Here is a 23063-nt window from a genome sequence, read left to right as displayed (position 1 = left end):
TGAGGATAGATCAGAAAGGGACAGTATGGCAGAAGCAAGTTGCCGCAGTTGGTACGAGGGAGATGCCCTTTTAGAAGCTTATCACGACACTGAATGGTGCAAGGTCACCCACGACGACCAAGCCTTGTTTGAATGGCTGTGCTTGGAGGGCGCTAGTGTAGGCTTGTCATGGAAAACCATTTTGCACAAACGTAGCAACTACTGCAAGGCTTTTCATGACTTTGACATTGACGCTTGTGCCAAGATGACTGACGAAGAACTAGAAAGCTTGTTATCAAATTCTGGTTTGATTCGCCATCGCAAGAAAATTTTCAGTATTCGCCAAAATGCGCAAGCCGTCCAAGCCATCCAAGAAAGCTATGGCTCTTTTGACGCTTACCTCTGGCAATTTACCAAAGGACAGATCATGGACCACAAGTGGGAACAGTTGTCTGATATTCCTACCGTGTCAGACTTGTCCCAACAACTCAGTAAGGACATGAAAAAACGTGGCATGGTTTTTGTAGGACCTGTGATTACCTATTCGTTTTTGCAAGCTATCGGCGTGGTTAATGATCACCTAATAAGTTGTCCCTACCGATAATGTGTCAAAACCTAGCTCGGCATGGGGCTAGGTTTTTCACTAGAATCATGTCAGTAATGAAAGGAAAATTAAGATGATAGAGTGGCTCTTGTCACAACATGTGGTTTTGCTCGCCTTTTTAGCAGGGCTCTTTACTTGGGGCTGCACCATTTTGGGGTCTGCCGTGGTCTTATTTTTCACGCAGGTCAATCGTCGCCTGTTGGATGCGACAATGGGTTTTGCGGCTGGTGTCATGATTGCGGCATCCTTTTGGTCTTTGCTCAATCCTGCCTTGGAGTTTGCCCAAGCAGATTATGGCACAATGGCTTGGTTGCCTGTGGCGATTGGCTTTTTAGTGGGTGGTTTTAGTCTACGTTTGATTGATGTTTTAGTGCCCCACTTGCATTTGGGTATGGACCTTTCTGAAGCAGAAGGCATTCAGCCCAAGAAAAAACTCTCAAAAACCGCCTTGCTCTTTTTGGCTATCACCATCCACAATTTTCCTGAAGGCCTTGCCTTGGGTGTGACCTTTGGTGCCTTGGCTTCTTCTCAGCAGCCGAGCGTCGCAGCTCTTGTGGCGGCGCTTAGCTTGACAGTGGGGATTGGCTTACAAAATATTCCTGAAGGTGCGGCCTTGTCTATTCCTATCCGAGCAGAAGGGCGCTCTCGCAAATGGGCCTTTTTCGTGGGAGCTATGTCTGCCATCGTTGAGCCAGTTGGTGCTGTTTTGGGTGCTGCCCTTGTTTTGATGATGTTGCAAGTCATTCCCTATGCCCTAGCCTTTGCGGCTGGCGCCATGATTTTCGTGGTGGTGGAAGAATTGATTCCAGAGTCGCAGACCAATGGCAATACCGACATTGCCACGATGGGCTTGATGGCAGGCTTTGTTTTGATGATGGTTATGGATGTCGCTTTAGGATAAGCGGCATTTTTTGATAGAAGGGGGAGTTGATTAATTGAAAACGAATTCAAAATACCATATAATAGGAGAAAAAGAAAGAAGGTGATGTGATGGCGATTACCCTTCACTTGTATTACAAAGGTGAGAACGGCAAAGCCAAGCAATTTATGGAAGAAATGGAGCAATCAGGCACGGCAGCAGCGATTCGTGCGGAAAAAGGCAACCTCAAATACGATTATTTCTTCCCAGTTAGTGACCCTGAAACGGTGCTTTTGATTGATAGTTGGGAAAATCAGGCTGCTATTGATGCCCACCACGCCTCACCCATGATGGCAACAGTGATAGCGCTCAGGGACAAATACGACCTGCACATGACGGTAGAGCGTTACTTATCAGACGACTACCCAGCAGATGATGTTTTCATTCGCCACTAGTCATTTGCCCTTTTCAAACGGGAAAGTTGATTATTGTCCTCTTATGAGATATGATAGGAGAAAAAGGAGAGAAAAACTATGTCAACATTTGCAGAATATTTCACACCCATCGTGGCTCAAGAAGCTGAGCAATACCTTAAAACAGCGGATGAATTCATCCTTTTCATCGGACGTCCAACGTGTCCTTACTGCCGCCGTTTTGAACCAAAATTGACTCAAGTAGCCAAAGACAATGATTTGACGGTTTATTATTTAAACAGCGAAAATCAAGATTCTGTGACACAAGATTTGCGTTTAACTTACAACATTCCAACAGTTCCAGCCCTTGTGGTGGCTAAGTCAGGCAAGGTTCGTGTGGTCTGCGATTCTTCATTATCAGAAGCCGTTATTTTAGACTTCATCAACCAAGACTAAGGGGGCTCTGTTATGGAAATCAATCATTACGACTACATCGTCATTGGTGCGGGTTCTGGCGGGATTGCTTCAGCCAATCGTGCCGCTATGCACGGTGCCAAGGTTATTTTATTTGAAGGCAAGGACATTGGCGGTACCTGTGTTAATCTAGGCTGCGTGCCTAAAAAAGTCATGTGGTATGGAGCACAGGTTGCTGAAACGCTAAACACCTACGCTGCGGAATATGGTTTTCAGGTCAAGGATACGGCGTTTGATTTTAAAACCCTAAAAGCCAATCGTCAGGCTTATATCGATCGTATTCATGCCTCTTATGAGAGAGGTTTTGACCATAATGGGGTTGAGCGTGTCAAAGCCTACGCTAGCTTTGTGGATACTCATACGGTTGAAGCAGCTGGCAAATATTACACGGCGCCGCACATTCTCATTGCGACGGGGGGTCATGCCCTTTATCCTGACATTCCAGGGGCAGAATACGGTATGACCTCAGACGGCTTTTTTGCTTTGGATGATGTTCCAAAACGCACGGCTGTTGTTGGCGGTGGTTACATTGCGGTTGAATTGGCTGGGGTGCTTGAGGCACTCGGTTCGAAAACGCATCTCTTCGTTCGCTATGACCGTCCTTTGCGTCGCTTTGATAAAGACATCGTTATAACACTCGTGGATAATATGGCTAAAAACGGACCGCATCTGCATACGAATGCCATACCAAAAGAAGTCCTCAAAAATGCAGACGGCAGTTTAACCATTGGCTTTGAAAACGGCGAATCTTACACCGTTGATGCTGTGATTTGGGCGATTGGCCGCAAGCCAAATGTCACTGGGTTTGGCATTGAAAAGGCAGGGGTTGCCCTAAATGACAAAGGATTTATCCAAACGGACGCTTACGAGAACACCTCTGTTGAAGGCTTGTATGCCCTTGGCGATGTCAATGGCAAATTGGAATTAACCCCAGTTGCCGTCAAGGCAGGCCGTCAATTATCAGAGCGTTTGTTTAACGGTCAAAGCCATGCCAAGATGGACTACACCAACGTTCCGACGGTTATTTTCAGCCACCCATCTATTGGGGCTATCGGCTACACAGAAGAAGAGGCCATCGCAAGATTTGGCAAGGACGAGATTAAGGTTTACCGTTCAAGTTTCACACCGATGTACACCGCTTTGGGCGACCATCGCCAACCTTGCGTGATGAAATTAGTCACGCTTGGTAAGGACGAAAAAGTTATCGGTTTACATGGTATCGGATATGGGGTCGATGAAATGATTCAAGGCTTTGCCGTCGCTATCAAGATGGGGGCAACCAAGGCCGATTTTGACCAAACCGTAGCCATTCACCCGACAGGCGCAGAAGAATTTGTTACCATGCGTTAGTCAAATAAACAATTCAGAAAGGCAGTTTTCAGCATTCGAAAACCGCCTTTTAAAATGCACAATTTCTCCTGTTTTTAAGTTGTAATTAACATGTGAAATTGTTATCATATAAGTATGTTATTACCTGAAACATTTATTGAAAAATACCGACATCTTCTTGGTTCTGAAGCAGATGCTTTTTTGGCGTCGTTTGATGACGAACCCGTCTCAGGATTCCGTGTTAATCCGCTAAAACCCGTGCAAGTCACCTTTAACGATCCTATCCCCAATACACCTTGGGGATATTATGGCAAGGTCAACGGCAAGTCGTCTGAGCACGTGTCAGGATTGGTTTATTCGCAAGAACCCGCTGCTCAGATAGTGGGACAAGTTGCTGCGCCAAAAGAAGGCATGCGAGTGTTGGACTTGGCAGCCGCTCCAGGAGGAAAATCCACACATCTATTGAGTTACCTTAATAACACAGGGGTTTTGGTTAGCAATGAAATTTCCACCAAGCGTAGTAAAATTTTAGTGGAAAACATTGAGCGTTTTGGTGCCAGAAATGTTGTTGTGACCAACGAAAGTTCTCAAAAATTAGCCAAGGTATTTCCAGAGTATTTTGACCTGATTGTTTTTGATGGTCCTTGTTCTGGTGAGGGCATGTTTCGTAAGGACCCATCTGCCATTCAGTATTGGCATGAGGATTACCCAGCAGAATGTGCGGCTTTGCAAAAGGAGATTTTAGCAGAAGCCATGACCATGCTGGCTCCTGGCGGCACACTGGTTTATTCGACTTGTACTTGGTCGCCTGAGGAAAATGAAGGCGTGGTAAGCTGGTTGCTAGACAACTACGAAAGCTTAGAATTGCTCCCAATTGACAAAATCAATGGCATGATTGGGGGAATTGATATGCCTGAAGTGGCTCGCATGTATCCCCATCATTTTAAAGGGGAAGGACAGTTTGTGGCGAAGTTGCGAGATACTAGACCTCCTAAAACGCGTCGCATCAAGCCAACTTCTTCTCGTTTGAACAAGACGCAATTGACCTTGTGGCAGGATTTTGCTAAAAAGCATCTAACCGTTGATTTGAAAGGGACGCTGCAAACCTTTGGTGATAATCTCTATCTCTTGCCTGAGGGCTTGCCTGATTTAGCCAAGTTAAAAATTGCCCGAAACGGCCTGCATCTAGGAACCTTTAAAAAGAACCGCTTTGAGCCGTCTTTTGCCTTGGGCTTGGCCCTTTCTCCTCAAGAAGTGACCCAGTCTGTTGAAATTGATATAGAACAGTTCAAACATTATGCATCAGGAAATGTCGTGCCGCTCGACACTTCGCTAGCAAACGGCTGGTATTTGGTCACGGTAGAAGGGAACGGCATAGGATTTGCCAAAATCACAGGAAAGGTACTTAAAAATTACTTTCCAAAAGGTTTACGATTTTACTCGTAAACTGTTATAGATATCATTTATCAAAATAAGTCGAGAAGCACTTTGCAAATGCTTCCTTAATATGTTACTATTTTTTTGTAAGGTATTTGTAAGAGGCTTGTAAAGTTTATCTCATGGGGTGTACCTTGTATTTTCAAATAAGTAGGAATCATAAATGAAACAAATGAAAAAATGTAGCTTTCTCATGCTAATTGCTTCAATGGTCGTCATCTTATCGGGATGTGCGAGTTGGATTGATAAAGGACAGTCGATTACCAGCGTTGGTTCTACGGCCTTGCAGCCACTTGTAGAAGCTGCTGCTGATGAGTTTTCTTCAATCCATGTTGGGAAGACCATTAACGTCCAAGGGGGCGGGTCTGGTACTGGGTTATCGCAAGTACAATCTGGTGCGGTCCAAATCGGGAACAGTGACCTGTTCGCAGAAGAAAAAGACGGTATCGATGCTTCCTTATTGGTGGACCACCAAGTTGCCGTTGCAGGTCTTTCAGTGATTGTCAATAAAAAGGTTAATGTGAAAAACCTATCACTAGAACAACTGCAAAAGATTTTCACTGGTGAGATTACCAACTGGAAAGAAGTAGGCGGTCAAGACCTACCAATTTCAATCATTAATCGTGCCGCTAGTTCAGGTTCACGTGCGACCTTTGACAGTGTTGTGATGAAAGGAAAAACAGCCATCCGTAGTCAAGAACAAGATTCAAATGGTATGGTTAAATCCATCGTTTCACAAACACCAGGAGCCATTTCTTATTTGGCATTTGCCTATGTTGACGATAGCGTCAAAACACTTGATTTAAACGGTTATTCTCCGACAGCTGAAAATGTAACAACTAATAACTGGCCACTCTGGTCTTACGAACACATGTACACTAAAGGTGAGCCAACAGGTTTGACAAAAGAATTTTTGGATTTTGTCATGAGCGACGAAGTGCAAAACGGTATTGTCAAACAAATGGGTTATATTTCTGTTAATGATATGAAAGTAACCAAGTCAGCTGACGGTACAGTAACAGCAAAATAAGGAGAAGTGATGAAAAATCAAGAACTTGAAAAACAATTAACCTCGCCGTCAAAAAATTCGCGCTTGGAAAAATTTGGTCGAGGCATTACATTTTTTTGCCTAGTCTTAATTGTTTTTATTGTGGCAATGATTCTCGTCTTTGTTGCCCAAAAAGGGCTATCGACTTTCTTTGTCAATAAAGTCAATCCACTAGCCTTCTTATTCGGCGGAAAATGGGATCCAAGCTCAGGATCATTTGGAGCCCTTCCAATGATTTTAGGGTCGTTCATCGTAACCATTTTATCAGCCATTATCGCTACACCGATTGCCATTGGTGCAGCCGTATTTATGACTGAGATTTCTCCAAAATACGGTGCGAAAATTTTACAGCCAGCGATTGAATTGTTGACTGGTATTCCATCTGTTGTTTATGGATTTATCGGTTTGCAAGTCATTGTGCCATTTGTACGCTCAATCTTTGGCGGAACAGGTTTTGGTATTCTATCAGGGGTATGCGTCTTGTTTGTCATGATTTTACCAACTGTGACCTTCATGACGATTGATAGTTTAAAAGCTGTCCCTAGACATTACAAAGAAGCTAGTTTGGCAATGGGCGCAACTCGTTGGCAAACCATTTGGCGTGTAATTTTGAACGCTGCAAGACCTGGTATTTTTACGGCGGTTATCTTTGGTATGGCACGTGCCTTCGGTGAAGCCTTGGCCATCCAAATGGTGGTGGGAAATTCAGCCGTTATTCCAACGTCATTAACCACACCAGCAGCAACCCTAACATCCGTCCTAACGATGGGAATTGGTAATACTGTCATGGGAACTGTTCAAAATAACGTCCTATGGTCATTAGCCTTAGTTTTACTTTTGATGAGTCTTGGATTCAACATACTCGTTAAATTTATTACAAGAGAAAGAAAGAGAAATTATGCACGCTAAAAAAATAGATAAAATAGCAACAGCCGTTCTCTACACCATTGCAGGAATCATTGTTGCGATTTTGGCATCGTTATTGCTTTATATTCTAGTTAAGGGGCTTCCTCACGTTAGCTGGTCATTTTTAACAGGACGTTCATCGTCTTATGAAGCTGGTGGAGGTATCGGGATCCAACTCTATAACTCCCTCTTTCTTTTGGTGATTACCTTAATCATCTCTATTCCCCTATCACTGGGAGCTGGTATTTACCTATCAGAGTATGCTCGAAAAGGGCGTTTGACGAACTTTATCCGTACCTGTATTGAAATCTTGTCATCACTTCCATCAGTGGTTGTTGGTTTGTTTGGGTATTTGATTTTCGTTGTTCAATTCCAATACGGTTTCTCAATCATCTCTGGTGCCCTTGCCCTTACGGTCTTTAACTTGCCACAGATGACTCGTAACGTTGAGGATGGTTTGCGAAATGTTCACCACACACAACGCGAAGCTGGTTTGGCTCTTGGTTTGTCACGCTGGGAAACGGTTATTCATGTCGTTGTACCAGAAGCCCTTCCAAGTATTGTCACAGGTATCGTGCTTGCTTCAGGTCGTATTTTTGGTGAAGCCGCTGCCCTTATCTACACAGCAGGTCAGTCAGCGCCAGCTCTTGATTGGTCAAACTGGAATCCACTAAGTGTTACCAGTCCAATTTCTATTTTCCGTCAAGCAGAAACCTTGGCCGTACACATTTGGAAAGTTAACAGTGAAGGAACCATTCCAGATGCGACCCAAGTTTCTCAAGGTAGTGCAGCAGTCTTGTTGATTTTCATCTTGATTTTTAACTTATCAGCTCGTTACATCGGCAGAAGACTTCATGCAAAATTAACGTCAGCAAACTAAAGGAGAAGAGATGGCAGATTACAACTGGAATGAAAGACATATTATCACCTTTCCTGAGGATAAATTGGCTTTAGCTACCAAAGATTTGCATGTCTATTATGGGCAAAAAGAAGCCATCAAGGGCATTGATATGCAATTTGAAAAAAATAAAATCACAGCCCTTATCGGTCCATCAGGATGTGGGAAATCAACCTTCTTACGCAGTTTAAATCGCATGAACGATACGATTGATATTGCTAGAGTAACAGGTGAAATTCTTTACGAAGGCATTGACGTGAACGCTAAAAACATCAATGTTTATGAAATGCGTAAGCACATCGGAATGGTATTCCAACGACCAAATCCTTTTGCCAAATCCATTTATAAAAACATCACCTTTGCTTATGAGCGTGCAGGGATTAAAGACAAGCAATTCTTGGATGAAGTGGTTGAAACCTCTCTGAAACAAGCAGCATTGTGGGATCAGGTTAAAGATGACCTTCACCATTCTGCCTTTACCTTATCAGGTGGGCAACAACAACGTTTGTGTATTGCTCGTGCCATTGCGGTTAAACCAGATATCTTGCTCATGGATGAGCCTGCGTCAGCCCTTGACCCAGTAGCAACCATGCAGTTAGAAGACACCATGTTTGAGTTGAAGAAAAATTACACCATTATCATCGTAACGCACAACATGCAACAAGCAGCTCGTGCTAGTGATTACACCGCCTTTTTCTACCTTGGAGATTTGATTGAGTACGATAAGACCAACAACATCTTCCAAAATGCAAAACTCAAATCAACAAGTGACTACGTGTCAGGACACTTTGGTTAGGAAGGACAGAGATGACAGAACCTATTTTAAAAGTTAGCGATTTATCTGTTTATTACAACAATAAAAAAGCGCTCAATAATGTATCCATGAATTTCTATCCTAACGAAATTACCGCTTTGATTGGTCCATCAGGTTCTGGGAAATCAACCCTCCTACGTTCTATCAATCGTATGGGGGACTTGAATCCAGAAGTGACTCTTACAGGCTCTATTGTCTATAACGGTCACAATATTTATAGCCCTAGAACGGATACTGTTGAGTTGCGTAAGGAAATCGGTATGGTGTTCCAACAACCTAACCCGTTTCCAATGTCTATTTATGAAAACGTGGTTTATGGCTTACGTTTGAAAGGCATTCGCGATAAACAAGTGCTTGATGAAGCTGTGGAATCTTCTCTCATTGGGGCATCTATTTGGGATGAAGTGAAAGACCGTTTACATGATTCAGCTCTTGGCTTGTCAGGTGGTCAGCAACAACGTGTCTGTGTGGCTCGTGTTTTGGCAACCAGTCCAAAAATTATTTTGTTGGACGAACCGACATCTGCCCTTGACCCGATTTCAGCAGGAAAAGTCGAAGATACACTGTACGGCTTAAAAGAGAAATATACCATGCTCATTGTTACACGTTCGATGCAACAAGCGTCGCGTATTTCAGACCGAACAGGGTTCTTCCTTGACGGCAATCTCGTTGAATACGGTGAAACACATGAGATGTTCATGAATCCAAAACAAAAAGAAACAGAAGATTATATTACAGGAAAATTTGGTTAATATTTAGAAAGTATCATATAAGGGAGGCGATATAATGTTGAGGTCAAAATTCGATGATGAATTAGAAAAACTGCATAACCAGTTTTATGCGATGGGAACTGAGGTTTTATCACAAATCAATAAAACAGTGCGTGCGTTCATTAGCCACGACCGCGAATTAGCAAAAGAGGTTATTGAAGGGGATGAGGTTGTCAATAATTTTGAAACCAAGTTGGAGAAGAAATCACTTGAAATCATTGCCTTGCAACAACCTGTGTCACACGATTTGCGAACTGTTATCACAGTTTTGAAAGCCTCAAGCGATGTGGAACGTATGGCTGACCATGCTGCTTCTATTGCAAAAGCGACTATCCGTGTCAAAGGTGAAACCCGTTTGCCAGAGGTTGAAGAAGAAATCAAGAAAATGGGAAAAGCCGTGCGTAGCATGGTAGAAGAAGCTCTTGATGTTTATATTACAGGTGACGAAGAAAGAGCTTATGAAGTCGCTGCTTCTGATGAAGTCATCGATAACTATTTCCGTGAAATCCAAAACATGGCAGTTGAAGCTATCCGTCAACAACCTGATACGATTTTTGCAGGAAAAGAATACCTTCAAGTCATCACCTATTTAGAGCGTATCGGTGATTATGCCCGCAATATTTGTGAATGGGTGGTTTATCTCAAAACAGGTAAAATTATCGAATTGTAAGGCAACTCACTTACTTTTTGTAGGTTAGTTCTGACAGATAGGCCCTGTTTGTGGTATAATATTAGGGTTCGGTGATCTTTATGCCACTAGAGTTAGTGATAATGAATCAAATTGAAGTGAGGGATGAGGCATCAAACCTCATTTCTGTATTCTAAAGGAGTTATATGAAAACTGTAGAACATTTTATTGAAAAATTTGTTCCTGAAAATTACAACATTTTTCTTGACATCAATCGTACTGAAAAATCATTTTCAGGAAATGTCGCTATTACCGGTGAAGCTTTAGACAATGTCATTTCATTCCACCAAAAAGATTTAACCATTGCATCTGTTTTATTGGACAATCAAAACTTGGATTTCAAGGTTGATAACCAACAAGAATCACTTAGTATTGACCTACCAGAAACAGGGACAATTACACTTGTGATTGAATTCTCAGGAAAAATCACGGATAACATGACAGGTATCTACCCATCTTATTACACAGTAGATGGCATGAAAAAAGAAGTAATTTCAACACAGTTTGAAAGCCACTTTGCTCGTGAAGCCTTCCCATGTGTTGACGAACCTGAAGCAAAAGCAACCTTTGATTTGAGCATCAAATTTGACCAAGCTGCTGATGAAATTGTTCTATCAAACATGCCTGAAGTGGATGCAGAACGCCGCAAAGAAACAGGTCTTTGGACTTTTGATACCACTCCACGCATGTCATCATATCTTTTAGCCTTTGCACTTGGTGATTTGCAAGGTAAAACAGCATCAAGTAAAAACGGAACAGAAGTTGGTGTCTTCTCAACCAAAGCCCACAATCCAAAAACATTGGATTTTGCCTTGGATATCGCTGTTCGCGTGATTGATTTTTACGAAGATTATTTTGGTGTTCGCTACCCTATCCCATTGTCATACCACGTGGCACTTCCTGACTTCTCAGCTGGTGCTATGGAAAACTGGGGCTTGGTAACTTACCGTGAAGTGTACTTGCTCGTTGATGAAAATTCTACCGTTAAGAGCCGTCAAAATGTTGCGCTTGTCGTTGCTCACGAATTAGCTCACCAATGGTTTGGTAACCTAGTAACCATGAAATGGTGGGATGACCTATGGCTTAACGAATCATTTGCTAACATGATGGAATACGTGTCTATCGATGCTATTGAACCTTCTTGGAACATCTTTGAAGATTTCCAAACAACAGGTGTGCCTTTAGCACTTCAACGTGATGCGACTGACGGTGTGCAATCTGTTCACGTAGCTGTTAACCACCCAGATGAAATTAATACCTTATTTGACCCTGCCATTGTTTATGCTAAAGGAAGCCGCTTGATGCACATGCTTCGTCGTTGGCTCGGTGATGATGATTTCAGAGCAGGTTTGAAGATTTACTTTGAAAAACACCAATACAGCAATACCATCGGTCATGACCTTTGGGATGCCTTATCAGAAGCATCAGGCAAAGACGTTGCTGCCTTTATGGATGCTTGGTTGGAACAACCAGGTTACCCAGTTGTGACAGCAGAAGTGGTAGATGATACGCTTGTTCTTAGCCAAAAACAATTCTTCATCGGAGAAGGACAAGACCAAAACCGTATCTGGCCAATTCCATTGAATACCAACTGGACAGGCTTGCCAGAAACCTTGACTGAAGAACGCCTTGCTATTCCAAACTTTAGCCAATTAGCCGCTCAAAATGAAGGTGCGCTTCGTTTGAACACTGCTAATACAGCTCACTACATCACTAATTACAAAGGTCAATTGTTGAAGGCTGTTCTTAACCAATTAACAGAACTTGATACCACATCAAAACTACAAGTAGTTCAAGAACGCCGTCTTTTGGCTGAAAGTGGTGAGATTCCTTATGCGGAATTGATTCCATTATTGACTAAATTGACAGACGAAACTTCTTACCTTGTGTCTGAAGCAATTGCGCAAGTTGTGGATGGTTTGGATATGTTTATGGACGAAGGTAGTGAAGCCCAAGCTGAATTCAAAGCCTTGGTTAACCGTTTGATGCAAAAGAATTATGACCGTCTAGGATTTGAACCACAAGTTGGAGAATCTGACGAAGATGAAATGGTTCGTCAAAAAGCGATTAGCTTGATGCTTTATGCAGACAATGCGGACGCTGTGGCTAAAGCCGAAGAAATCTTTGACGCTCACAAAGAAAACATCGAATCTATCCCTGCTTCAATCCGCTTATCTGTTTTGGCCAACCAAGTAAAACACGCTGAAACAGAAGAATTGGTATCATTATACTTGGATTGCTACGTTAAGACTAATGATGGTAACTTCCGTCGTCAATTGGCTGCTGCCTTGTCTAACACCAAAGAAAAAGCAACCGTTGAGCGCATCTTGGGCGAATTGAAAAACAAAGATGTTGTGAAACCGCAAGACCTTGCCATGAGCTGGTACCGTCCATTCCTTAACAAGGACTTCTCACAAGGAGCCTTCTGGAATTGGGCTTGTGAAAACTGGGATTGGATTACCTCTGCACTTGGAGGCGATATGAGTTTTGACAAATTTGTCATTTACCCAGCTAACACCTTCAAAACACCTGAACGTTTGGAAGAATACAAAGCCTTCTTTGAACCACAATTAGATGACATGGCTATCAGCCGTAACATCACAATGGGTATTAAAGAAATTTCAGCTCGTATCAACTTGATTAACACAAGCAAAGCTGCTGTTGAAAGTGCTTTGGCTGAACTATAAAAAGAATGACCATTAAAATCATTAAAAACGTTTGAGGCAGCTCAGACGTTTTTAACTGTTATCTGATTTAGCTAGTCTTAAGTTATCTGGGCTAGAATAATAAAAACATGATTTACATGAACTTAAGAGGATGTTAATAAGATTGTAAGGAGATAGCCTATGATTAAGATTTTGTTAGTTGAAGATGATTTGAGCTTGTCAAATTCTGTCTTTGATTTCTTGGATGATTTTGCGGATGTGATGCAGGTTTTTGACGGTGAAGAAGGTCTTTATGAAGCTGAAAGTGGGGTCTATGACTTGATTTTGCTTGACCTTATGTTACCTGAAAAAGACGGTTTCCAAGTGCTTAAAGAATTGCGTGAAAAAGGTATTTCGACGCCTGTTTTGATTATGACAGCGAAAGAAAGCCTTGATGATAAGGGGCATGGTTTTGAGTTGGGAGCAGATGATTACTTGACTAAGCCTTTCTACCTTGAAGAGTTGAAAATGCGTATTCAGGCCCTTTTGAAACGCTCTGGAAAATACAATAGCAATACCTTGTCTTACAAAGAAGTGACCGTTGATACCGCGACAAATACCACAACTGTTGACGGAAAAGTCGTTGAATTGCTTGGTAAAGAATTTGATTTGTTGGTTTACTTTTTACAAAACCAAAACGTTATTTTGCCAAAATCACAAATTTTTGACCGTTTGTGGGGATTTGACAGTGATACGACCATTTCGGTGGTGGAAGTCTATGTGTCTAAAATACGCAAAAAATTGAAGGGAACTGAGTTTGCCAAAAACCTTCAAACACTGCGTAGTGTGGGGTACATTCTAAAAGATGCGGAATAAGTGGTCTAAGAAATTACTATCAGGGACAACCTTTTCGCATTTCTTCCATTTCTTCGCGGTCTTTACAGGTATTTTCATCGTCATGACTGTTATTATCTTGCAAATCATGCGTTTTGGTTTGTATTCGACAGTGGATACCAATTTGCAAAATGCTGCTTATAATGCTAATGATTATGTCGCTCGGACGATGAAGCGCAGCGATTCTTTGCAGGTTGATGATTCGGACTATGAATCCTTTTTTGCGGGTGAAAATGGCAGCAAACTCAAATCAGCCCTCAACGGCGAAACGCTAACCAATGTGAGTGTTCTTTTGTACGATAAAAAGGGCAAGATTTTAAATGCCTTGGACGCCTTTCTCCAATTTGGTGCTTTATCTTACAGCCTTGATGAGGATAGCATTGGGGAGATTAAAGAGGAAAAAATCAAAACCATTTTCGGGCAAAATGAAAAATACCATGTGCTGACGGTCAAAGTCGATGATGCGGATTATCCAGCGATTAAGTACGCAACTTTTTTGATTAGCGTGCGGCAGCTGGACGAAGCTAATGAACGTTACGTGACCATTACGATCACAGTCATGGTGATTTTCTGGATGATTTCCATTTTGGCGAGCATCTACCTTGCCAATTGGACGCGTAAGCCGATTTTGGAAAGTTATGAAAAGCAAAAAGCCTTCGTGGAAAATGCCAGTCACGAATTGCGGACGCCATTAGCTGTTTTGCAAAACCGTTTGGAAGGTTTGTTTAGAAGACCTAATGACACGATTTTAGATAATAGCGAAAGCATTGCGGCTAGCCTTGACGAAGTCCGTAATATGCGCTTTTTGATTACCAATTTGCTCAATTTGGCTCGGCGAGATGATGTCTTGAAGGTTGATTTAGAAATGATTCAGCCAACCATGTTCGATGAAGTCTTTGAAAATTACAGCCTCATTGCCGAGGAGAGTAATCGTATCTTTATTGGGCAAAATCTAGCTACCCACCCGATCAAATCAGACCGTGTCTTGCTCAAACAATTGCTGACCATCTTATTTGATAATGCCATTAAGTACACGGATGAAGATGGCGTGGTTGAATTTACCGTTAAAACAACGGAAAGACACACCATTATCACGGTTGCGGACAATGGTATCGGTATTAGTGATAGCGATAAGCTGAAGATTTTTGACCGATTCTACCGAGTGGACAAGTCAAGAACGCGTCAAAAGGGTGGATTTGGTTTAGGCTTGTCCCTAGCTCAACAAATCGTGGACGCCCTAAAGGGAACCATTACAGTCAAAGACAATACACCTAAAGGAACAATTTTTGAAGTGCGTTTTAACCACCATCATTGATAAACACAAAAAGGTATTGGATTTTCTCCAATACCTTTTTGTGTGGTAATAAAAAAACTCCATTTGGAGTTTTCATTGGATATTAGTTAGCCAATTTAGCAGCAAGACGTGCTTTATCGCGGCTAGCTTTATTTTTGTGAATCAACCCTTTTGATTCAGCTTTATCGATGCTAGAAGAAGCAGCGCGGAAAAGCTCTTCAGATGGGTTAGCTTCAAATGCTTTGATAGCAGAACGCATAGCTGATTTTTGTGCTGAGTTTTTAGCGTTTTGTTTAACGTTAAGTTCAGCGCGTTTGATAGCTGATTTAATATTTGCCAATGTTTTCACCTCCAAATTAATCTAACTATATCATTATATAGAATTTCTTGACTTTTGGCAAGTCTTTATCACTTTTTCAAATAAATTCTATCAATTTTGTGATCAGAAGCCTTGTGTAAAATCAATTCTGCTCGGTTTCGTGTGGGTTCGATGTATTTTTTCAAATTCACGAGATTGATGCTTCCCCAAGTATCCTCAGCAATTTTAAGGACCTCTTCACGCTCCATATGCACAAAGCGGTGGTAGTAATTGTTTTTATCTGTCTTAGCCAACTCGAGCAAACTATCGAAACGTTCCAAATACCATTTTTTGATGTTATTGATATCAGCATCAATGTAAATGGAAAAATCAAAGTAACCTGTCATGTAAAGGCGAGTGTTTTTCTGATTTTGAAAGACATTGATGCCTTCAAGAATGAGAAAATCAGGCGACTGAATCACTTGCTTTTCATCAGGTAAAATATCGTAGATTTCATGCGAGTAAACAGGAATTTCAGCCGTCATGCCATTTTTTATAGAATCGAGGAAGTTCAAGAGCAACTCCATGTTATAGCTTTCAGGAAAGCCTTTGCGGTTCAATATCTGCCGTTCCATAAGCACGCTATTGGGGTAAATGAAGCCATCTGTCGTGACCATTTCCACTTTGCTATTTTTAAATGTCCGTGATAAAAGGATTTGCAGCAGACGACTAGTAGTTGATTTGCCAACAGCTACCGAACCAGAAATACCGATGATAAAAGGACGCTGGCAGGCTTCTTTCTTTAGAAAAATACTTTTAGCAAAAGAGAGGTTTTCTTGTGCCTTTTTATAAATCTGAATCAGGCTAATCAATGGTAAATACACATCAATCACGTCTTGAATGCTGATTTTATCGTTAAGGCTTTTGATAGCTTCAAGTTCTTCTGCCGTCAAGAGGGGTTTGGTATGTTGGTGCAATTCTTGCCAAGATTCTCGAGAAATGTCGTTAAAATTGATAAACTCACGTGTCATGTTACGCTCCTACTGAGGTTATTGCTTCATTATAGCATTTTATAATCTAATTGAAAACCATTACAATATATGATAAAATAATAAAACGTTTGAGAAGGAGTAGGGAAATGACAAAGACAAATATGTATTATGAAGAAAATCCAGACAGCGCTCACGATATTCATGAGTTGAAGGTTACCTTGTTAGGACAACACTTTTCTTTTTTGACCGATTCTGGTGTTTTTTCTAAAAAAATGATTGATTATGGAAGTCAAGTGCTTCTCAATGCGGTTTCTTTTGAAGCAGGAAAGACGCTTTTGGACCTTGGGTGTGGTTATGGTCCCTTAGGAATTGCCTTAGCAAAGGTGCAAGGAGTGAAGCCAACCATGGTTGATGTCAATAACCGTGCCCTTGACTTGGCCCGTAAAAACGCTGAGAAAAATGGGATTTCGGCCACTATTTTCCAGTCAAATGTCTATGAGCAAGTGGAAGGAATTTTTGATTACATCATCACCAATCCTCCTATTAGAGCAGGAAAACAAATTGTGCATGAAATGATTGGTGAAAGCATCACGCATCTTAATTCGGGTGGTAGCTTGACGCTGGTTATTCAGAAAAAGCAAGGAGCACCAAGTGCCAAAGCTAAAATGGAGGACGTTTTTGGCAATGCTACCATTTTAAAACGCGACAAAGGTTATTATATTTTACAAAGCATTAAAGAGTGAACCAACCTTTTCTAAAGGGCCTTAGTAGCCTTCTTTAGAAAAGGTTTTTGTATATTTATAGAACATTATTAGAATTTTTATAAAATAATAATAGAAAAAAGCGGGCAAAACTATTTCCTCTCCCTTACTAATTCTTGTCAATTAGCTATATATAAGATGAAAAAGTTCAGTAAAATCCGATAGTTCTTATGTTTATAAATAAATATGACATGGTTGTCACAATTGATATTATCGGATTTTAGGGCAATTTCCTTGTTTTTTTCTTGATAGAAGGATACTTCGGATTTTACAATTTTGTTTCATTGTAAAAAAATGATAAAAAGGACTTACATATTTTGAAAAAAATGGTAAAATATAAAGGGTTTGTTTTTTAGGAAACGATCAAAATAGATCAGAAAGGGGCAAAAATGCCTATTAATCAGTACATTGATCATACGTTATTAAAACCCGAAAGTACCCAAGAGCAAATTGATCACTTGCTTTCAGAAGCGGTTGAGTATCAGTTTGCTAGCGTCTGTGTCAATCCGACTTGGGTGGCTCATTGTTCGAAAACCTTGGCTGGTACTGGCGTAAAAGTCTGTACAGTGGTTGGCTTTCCTTTGGGAGCAAACACAAGCAGCGTAAAAGCTTTTGAAACTAAAGATGCCATCGCAAACGGTGCAGATGAAATCGATATGGTTATCAACGTCGGTCAGTTAAAATCAGGTCAGTACGAAGTCGTAAAAGCAGATATTCGTGCAGTTGTTGAGGCTAGCCAAGACAAGTTGGTCAAGGTCATCATTGAAACGTGTCTGCTTACCAATGACGAAAAAGTTAAAGCGTGTCAATTAGCGGTATCTGCTGGCGCAGATTTTGTGAAAACCTCAACTGGTTTTTCAGCGGCTGGCGCCACGGTTGAAGATATCGTGTTGATGCGTGAAACGGTTGGCCCTAATATTGGCGTTAAGGCAGCTGGCGGTGCACGTTCTTACGAAGATGCTGAAGCTTTCATTGAAGCAGGTGCTACTCGAATTGGAACGTCATCAGGTGTTGCCATAGTTAGTGGTGAAACCGTGACAGAAGGTTACTGAACTTTTTAGTAACTTGATAATAAAGACGGTCGTGATGATAGTCAAGTGGTTGATGCCACAGTTTTAAAGCTTTATAGCCTGTTGTATGGATTGAGTCGTCTGACTCGATAAATTTGCAATCTTATTGCGTGTATTTTTAAGGAGGAGTTCATTTTCATGAACAAAAAAATTGTTGGTCTTGGTCTTGCTGCCGTTGCAGCATTGAGTCTAGCTGCATGTAGTCGTTCTAACTCATCATCTGATTCAGATTCTAAAGTGAAAGTTGCCCTTGTTACAGATACTGGTGGTATTGATGATAAATCATTTAACCAATCAGCTTGGGAAGGTCTTCAAGCTTGGGGCAAAGAACACGATTTGAAGAAAGATACTGACTACACATTCTTCCAATCTAATAGTGAGTCAGATTACGCGACAAACCTTGATTCTGCTGTTTCAAATGGTTACAACCTTGTTTTTGGTATTGGTTACAACCTTCACGATGCTATAGATCAGGCTGCTCAAGACAATAAAGACGTTAACTACGTTATCGTTGATGATGTTGTTTCTGGTCACGACAACGTTGAGAGTGTTCTGTTCGCAGATAACGAAGGAGCCTACCTTGCCGGTATCGCTGCCGCTATGCAAAGTAAAACAAAACACGTTGGTTTTGTAGGTGGTGTTGAATCAGATACAATCACACGTTTTGAAGCTGGATTTAAGGCTGGTGTTGAATCAGTAGATAGTTCAATCAAAGTGGATGTTCAATACGTTGGTTCATTTGCTGATTCTGCTAAGGGTAAGACAATTGCTGCGACTATGTACGCTGGTGGTGCTGACGTTATCTATCAAGCAGCTGGTGGTTCAGGTACTGGTGTATTCTCTGAAGCCAAAGAAATCGATGAAAAATTACCGGCAGATAGTGATAAAAAAGTTTGGGTTATCGGTGTTGACCGTGACCAAGCAGACGAAGGTGACTACAAAGCTTCAAACAAAGAAGAATCTAACTTTGTCTTGACTTCTACAATCAAGAAAGTTGGCCAAGTCGTTCAAGATATCTCTAACGAGCAACTTGAAGGCAAGAAGTTTGAGGGTGACCAAACAAAAACATATGGTCTTGCTGATGGTGGTATTGATATTACAACAAGCAGCCTTCCTGACAACATTAAGGAAGCTGTTGAGTCAGCAAAACAAAAAATTATCGACGGTGACATCACTGTTCCAGATGGTTTAAGTGATTAATTGTCGTTCTTTAAGCGCGGCCGAGAGGTCGCCTTTTTAACAGCTGAGGAACTTTTAATTTTCTCCTCAGTTAAGCTCATTAATGAGAGTAATGGGCTTAACTGACTTAAAGATAATTATATTGAAAGGATTAACATGGCAGAAGAAAAAGTCATTGAAATGCGTGACATTACTAAAAAATTTGGTGATTTTGTTGCCAATGACCATATTAATTTAGATGTTCGTAGGGGTGAGATTCATGCACTTTTGGGAGAAAACGGTGCAGGTAAATCAACATTGATGAACATTCTCTCAGGTTTATTACAACCAACCAGCGGGGATATTTTGGTAAGAGGTGAAAAGGTTAAACTGGATTCGCCTGCTAAAGCCTCAAAAATAGGAATCGGAATGGTGCACCAACACTTTATGTTGGTTGAAGCGTTCACAGTTGCTGAAAACATCATTTTGGGGAATGAAACAATCTCAACAGGTGGTGTGCTTAATTTGAAAAAAGCTAGCGAAGAGATCAAAGCTTTGTCGGAACGATATGGTTTAGCGGTGGATCCTTCTGCTAAAATTTCAGACATAACAGTCGGTGCACAACAACGTGTGGAAATTTTGAAAACCTTGTATCGTGGCGCTGACATTATCATCTTTGATGAGCCGACAGCCGTTTTGACACCGTCTGAAATCGCAGAATTGCTAAATATCATGCGTAATTTGACTAAAGAAGGCAAATCAATCATTTTGATTACGCACAAATTGGACGAAATTCGTGCGGTTGCCGACAGGGTAACGGTTATCAGACACGGTCAATCTATTGAAACTGTTCCAGTTGCTAATTCAACCAGTGAAGAATTGGCTGAGATGATGGTTGGACGTGCCGTTTCCTTCAAAACAGAAAAACAAGCAGCTAATCCAAAAGAAGTTGTCTTGTCTGTTAAAGATTTGGTGGTTAATGAAAATCGTGGAGTGCCGGCCGTGAAGAATTTGTCATTGGATGTGCGTGCGGGTGAAATTGTCGGGCTTGCTGGTATTGATGGCAATGGTCAAAGTGAATTGGTAGAAGCCATTACTGGACTTCGCAAAGTCGAATCAGGTCGCATTGTTATCAAAGGTGAAGACATGACCAACAAACGTCCACGTAAAATTACAGAACTTGGTGTTGGGCATGTGCCAGAAGACCGCCACCGTGACGGAATGGTTCTTGATATGACCATTGCTGAAAACATTGTTTTGCAAACGTACTACAAAGAGCCGTTTAGCAAAAATGGTTTCTTGAATTATAAAAACATTAATGAACATGCTCGCAAATTGATGTCAGAATTTGACGTTCGTGCGGCAAATGAATTAGTATCAGCTGGCTCACTTTCAGGTGGTAACCAACAAAAAGCCGTTATCGCTCGTGAAATTGACTTGAACCCTGATTTGTTAGTCGTTAGCCAACCAACCCGTGGTTTGGACGTCGGTGCGATTGAATACATCCGTAAACGTTTAATTGCAGAACGTGACAAAGGGAAAGCTGTCTTAGTGATTAGTTTTGAATTGGATGAAATTTTGGATGTTTCTGACCGTATTGCCGTTATTCACGATGGTAAAATTCAAGGTATGCTAGATGCTAGTCAAACAAACAAACAAGAACTTGGTATTTTGATGGCTGGGGGCCATGTGACAAAGGAGGAAGCTAATGTCTAAACAAACACAACGCTGGGCAGTTCCTTTAATAGCTGTTTTTCTAGGGATGTTACTAGGAGCAGTGCTCATGCTCATCTTTGGTTATAACCCATTTTGGGCTTATAACGACTTGCTTTACACTGCATTTGGTTCTATCAAAAATATTGGTGAAATTTTTCGTGCTATGGGGCCACTTATCTTGATTGCCCTTGGTTTCTCAGTTGCTTCTAAAGCTGGTTTCTTCAATATCGGACTTCCAGGACAAGCCTTGATTGGTTGGGTAATGGCTGGCTGGTTTGCCCTTTCTTTCCCTGATTTGCCAAAACCAATCTCAGTTCTTTGTACTATTGTGATTGGTCTTGTGGCTGGAGGATTGGCTGCAGCTGTCCCAGGTATTTTACGTGCTTATCTTGGAACAAGTGAAGTTATTGTAACTATCATGATGAACTACATTATCTTGTACTCAACACAATACCTCATTCAAGACGTCTTTTCAGATAGCATCATGCGTACGACAGAAGCTACGATCAAAGTTTCTCAAAACGCATCTTATCAAATTGAATGGTTGTCTAACTTGACGGACCACTCACGTATTAATATCGGTATTTTCATTGCCTTAATTGCTGTGGTTATCGTATGGTTTATGATGAAGAAAACCACACTTGGTTATGAAATCACTTCTGTGGGGATTAACCCACATGCTTCAGAATATGCAGGGATGCCATCAAAACGCCTTATCATCATGTCTATGGTGATTTCAGGTGCCATTGCAGGACTTGGTGGAACAGTCGAAGGACTTGGAACTTTTGAAAATGTTTATACGCAAACAAGTTCACTTAGCATTGGTTGGGATGGTATGGCCGTATCACTATTAGCGATCAATAATGCCATTGGGATTCCGTTTGCAGCTTTCTTGTATGCAGTACTTTCCGTTGGTAAGACTGGTATGATTGGCGTTCCTTCAGAGATTGTTGATGTTATTTCAGCTTTCATTATCTTCTTTGTTGGTTCTGATTACATTATCCGTCGTTTTCTTAACTCTAAAAAAGTAGAAGGAGGAAAATAAAATGACTTTTACAACAACATTAGCCTTATTAGTTTCTTCCATGCTCATTTATTCTGCACCACTTATTTTCACAAGTATCGGTGGAACCTTCTCAGAACGTGGTGGGGTTGTCAACGTTGGTCTTGAAGGTATCATGGTTATGGGGGCTTTCTCAGGGGTTCTCTTCAATCTAAGCTGTGCAGATGTGTTTGGCAGTGCGACACCTTGGATTGCTTCTTTGGTGGGAGGAGTTGTAGGACTTCTATTTTCTCTTCTTCATGCTGTTGCGACCATTAACTTCCGTGCAGATCATATCGTGTCTGGTACGGTATTGAACTTGATTGCTCCGTCACTAGCCGTTTTCCTTTGCCGTTTCTTATTTGGTAAAGGACAAACCAATACCATTTCAGAGACCTTTGGTCGTTTCTCATTCCCTGTTTTAAAAGATATCCCATTTATCGGTCAAGTCTTTTTCAACAACACGTCATTGGTTGCTTATGTGGCTATTCTTATTTCATTTGTATCTTGGTTTATCTTGTTCAAGACTCGCTTTGGTCTTCGCCTCCGTTCTGTTGGTGAACACCCTCAAGCAGCGGATACACTTGGAATCAATGTTTACCTCATGCGTTATTTAGGGGTTATGATTTCAGGGTTCTTCGGTGGTATTGGTGGTGCGGTTTATGCTCAAACCATTTCAAATAACTTCGCCGTTACAACGATCGCAGGACCTGGATTTATCGCTCTTGCAGCCATGATTTTCGGACGTTGGAATCCAGTCGGTGCCATGCTATCAAGTCTATTCTTCGGCTTGTCACAATCATTGGCAATCATCGGAGCACAATTACCGCTCTTCTCAAACATTCCATCTGTTTACCTCAAAATCACACCATACGTCTTAACAATTGTTGTTTTAGCAGCCTTCTTTGGTCAATCCGTGGCTCCTAAAGCAGATGGTGTCAACTATATCAAATCAAAATAAGAACATAAAAAGA

General features: G+C 41.3%; 23 protein-coding genes. 21 read left to right on the top strand and 2 right to left on the bottom strand.

Annotated elements, in window-relative coordinates; genetic code table 11:
* The first annotated feature begins 25 nt into the window (after positions 1 to 25).
* From B3473_RS05050 to B3473_RS04980, 15 genes are all read left to right on the top strand, one after another.
* Complete coding sequence (locus B3473_RS05050; protein ID WP_154454716.1) at positions 26 to 583, top strand: DNA-3-methyladenine glycosylase I; 558 nt, start codon at positions 26 to 28, stop codon at positions 581 to 583.
* 73 nt (positions 584 to 656) lie between these two features.
* Entirely contained in the window at positions 657 to 1484 is an 828-nt protein-coding gene (locus B3473_RS05045; RefSeq protein WP_154454717.1) for a ZIP family metal transporter, read from the top strand.
* Between the two features lie 89 nt (positions 1485 to 1573).
* A complete protein-coding gene (locus tag B3473_RS05040) occupies positions 1574 to 1897 on the top strand; it encodes a putative quinol monooxygenase (RefSeq protein WP_154454718.1) in 324 nt (107 codons plus the stop codon).
* Between the two features lie 78 nt (positions 1898 to 1975).
* Positions 1976 to 2311 (top strand): conjugal transfer protein TraF, encoded by a 336-nt coding sequence (gene traF, locus B3473_RS05035; RefSeq protein ID WP_154454719.1) that lies wholly within the window; start codon positions 1976 to 1978, stop codon positions 2309 to 2311.
* Between the two features lie 12 nt (positions 2312 to 2323).
* A complete protein-coding gene (gene gorA, locus B3473_RS05030) occupies positions 2324 to 3679 on the top strand; it encodes a glutathione-disulfide reductase (RefSeq protein ID WP_154454720.1) in 1356 nt (451 codons plus the stop codon).
* A gap of 114 nt (positions 3680 to 3793) precedes the next feature.
* A complete protein-coding gene (locus B3473_RS05025; RefSeq protein WP_154454721.1) occupies positions 3794 to 5104 on the top strand; it encodes an RsmF rRNA methyltransferase first C-terminal domain-containing protein in 1311 nt (436 codons plus the stop codon).
* A gap of 163 nt (positions 5105 to 5267) precedes the next feature.
* Entirely contained in the window at positions 5268 to 6125 is an 858-nt protein-coding gene (locus tag B3473_RS05020; protein WP_373875625.1) for a phosphate ABC transporter substrate-binding protein PstS, read from the top strand.
* A gap of 9 nt (positions 6126 to 6134) precedes the next feature.
* Positions 6135 to 7052, top strand: a complete 918-nt coding sequence (gene pstC, locus B3473_RS05015) for a phosphate ABC transporter permease subunit PstC (RefSeq protein ID WP_235300297.1) — start codon at positions 6135 to 6137, stop codon at positions 7050 to 7052.
* Positions 7042 to 7929, top strand: a complete 888-nt coding sequence (gene pstA, locus B3473_RS05010; RefSeq protein ID WP_154454724.1) for a phosphate ABC transporter permease PstA — start codon at positions 7042 to 7044, stop codon at positions 7927 to 7929. The genes pstC and pstA overlap by 11 nt, the downstream gene beginning before the upstream one ends.
* Before the next feature lie 10 nt (positions 7930 to 7939).
* The gene (pstB, locus tag B3473_RS05005; protein ID WP_154454725.1) at positions 7940 to 8743 is read left to right on the top strand and encodes a phosphate ABC transporter ATP-binding protein PstB; all 804 of its coding nucleotides are present in this window, start codon (positions 7940 to 7942) and stop codon (positions 8741 to 8743) included.
* Positions 8744 to 8754: 11 nt separating this feature from the next.
* A complete protein-coding gene (pstB, locus tag B3473_RS05000) occupies positions 8755 to 9513 on the top strand; it encodes a phosphate ABC transporter ATP-binding protein PstB (RefSeq protein ID WP_154454726.1) in 759 nt (252 codons plus the stop codon).
* A gap of 34 nt (positions 9514 to 9547) precedes the next feature.
* Positions 9548 to 10201, top strand: coding sequence for a phosphate signaling complex protein PhoU (phoU, locus tag B3473_RS04995; RefSeq protein ID WP_154454727.1), 654 nt, complete (start codon positions 9548 to 9550; stop codon positions 10199 to 10201).
* A gap of 164 nt (positions 10202 to 10365) precedes the next feature.
* Positions 10366 to 12906, top strand: coding sequence for a M1 family metallopeptidase (locus tag B3473_RS04990; RefSeq protein WP_154454728.1), 2541 nt, complete (start codon positions 10366 to 10368; stop codon positions 12904 to 12906).
* Positions 12907 to 13065: 159 nt separating this feature from the next.
* Entirely contained in the window at positions 13066 to 13740 is a 675-nt protein-coding gene (locus B3473_RS04985; RefSeq protein ID WP_154454729.1) for a response regulator transcription factor, read from the top strand.
* Positions 13730 to 15073 (top strand): sensor histidine kinase, encoded by a 1344-nt coding sequence (locus B3473_RS04980; RefSeq protein WP_293677769.1) that lies wholly within the window; start codon positions 13730 to 13732, stop codon positions 15071 to 15073. The genes B3473_RS04985 and B3473_RS04980 overlap by 11 nt, the downstream gene beginning before the upstream one ends.
* 82 nt (positions 15074 to 15155) lie before the next feature.
* On the opposite strand, the gene rpsT is transcribed toward B3473_RS04980, so the two are convergent.
* On the bottom strand, positions 15156 to 15407 hold the full coding sequence (gene rpsT, locus B3473_RS04975) for a 30S ribosomal protein S20 (RefSeq protein WP_154454731.1): 252 nt from the start codon (positions 15405 to 15407) through the stop codon (positions 15156 to 15158).
* Positions 15408 to 15460: 53 nt separating this feature from the next.
* On the bottom strand, positions 15461 to 16381 hold the full coding sequence (gene coaA, locus B3473_RS04970; protein WP_154454732.1) for a type I pantothenate kinase: 921 nt from the start codon (positions 16379 to 16381) through the stop codon (positions 15461 to 15463).
* Between the two features lie 107 nt (positions 16382 to 16488).
* Here coaA and B3473_RS04965 point away from each other — a divergent pair, with 107 nt between their 5' ends.
* From B3473_RS04965 to B3473_RS04940, 6 genes are all read left to right on the top strand, one after another.
* Positions 16489 to 17085: a class I SAM-dependent methyltransferase gene (locus B3473_RS04965; RefSeq protein ID WP_235281240.1), complete on the top strand. Its 597-nt coding sequence runs from the start codon at positions 16489 to 16491 to the stop codon at positions 17083 to 17085.
* Between the two features lie 407 nt (positions 17086 to 17492).
* Positions 17493 to 18155 (top strand): deoxyribose-phosphate aldolase, encoded by a 663-nt coding sequence (gene deoC, locus B3473_RS04960; RefSeq protein WP_204984362.1) that lies wholly within the window; start codon positions 17493 to 17495, stop codon positions 18153 to 18155.
* A 156-nt stretch (positions 18156 to 18311) separates the two neighbouring features.
* On the top strand, positions 18312 to 19373 hold the full coding sequence (locus tag B3473_RS04955) for a BMP family lipoprotein (RefSeq protein ID WP_154454734.1): 1062 nt from the start codon (positions 18312 to 18314) through the stop codon (positions 19371 to 19373).
* A gap of 135 nt (positions 19374 to 19508) precedes the next feature.
* A complete protein-coding gene (locus B3473_RS04950) occupies positions 19509 to 21047 on the top strand; it encodes an ABC transporter ATP-binding protein (protein ID WP_235280879.1) in 1539 nt (512 codons plus the stop codon).
* Entirely contained in the window at positions 21040 to 22092 is a 1053-nt protein-coding gene (locus B3473_RS04945) for an ABC transporter permease (protein ID WP_154454736.1), read from the top strand. Before B3473_RS04950 ends, B3473_RS04945 begins: the two co-directional genes overlap by 8 nt.
* A 1-nt stretch (position 22093) precedes the next feature.
* Entirely contained in the window at positions 22094 to 23050 is a 957-nt protein-coding gene (locus tag B3473_RS04940) for an ABC transporter permease (RefSeq protein WP_154454737.1), read from the top strand.
* The last annotated feature ends 13 nt before the right edge of the window (positions 23051 to 23063 follow it).

This window comes from Streptococcus sp. UBA632, from assembly GCF_002300045.1.
GTDB classification, from domain to species: Bacteria; Bacillota; Bacilli; order Lactobacillales; family Streptococcaceae; genus Streptococcus; species Streptococcus alactolyticus.
This window is presented reverse-complemented; position numbering and strand designations above follow the sequence as displayed.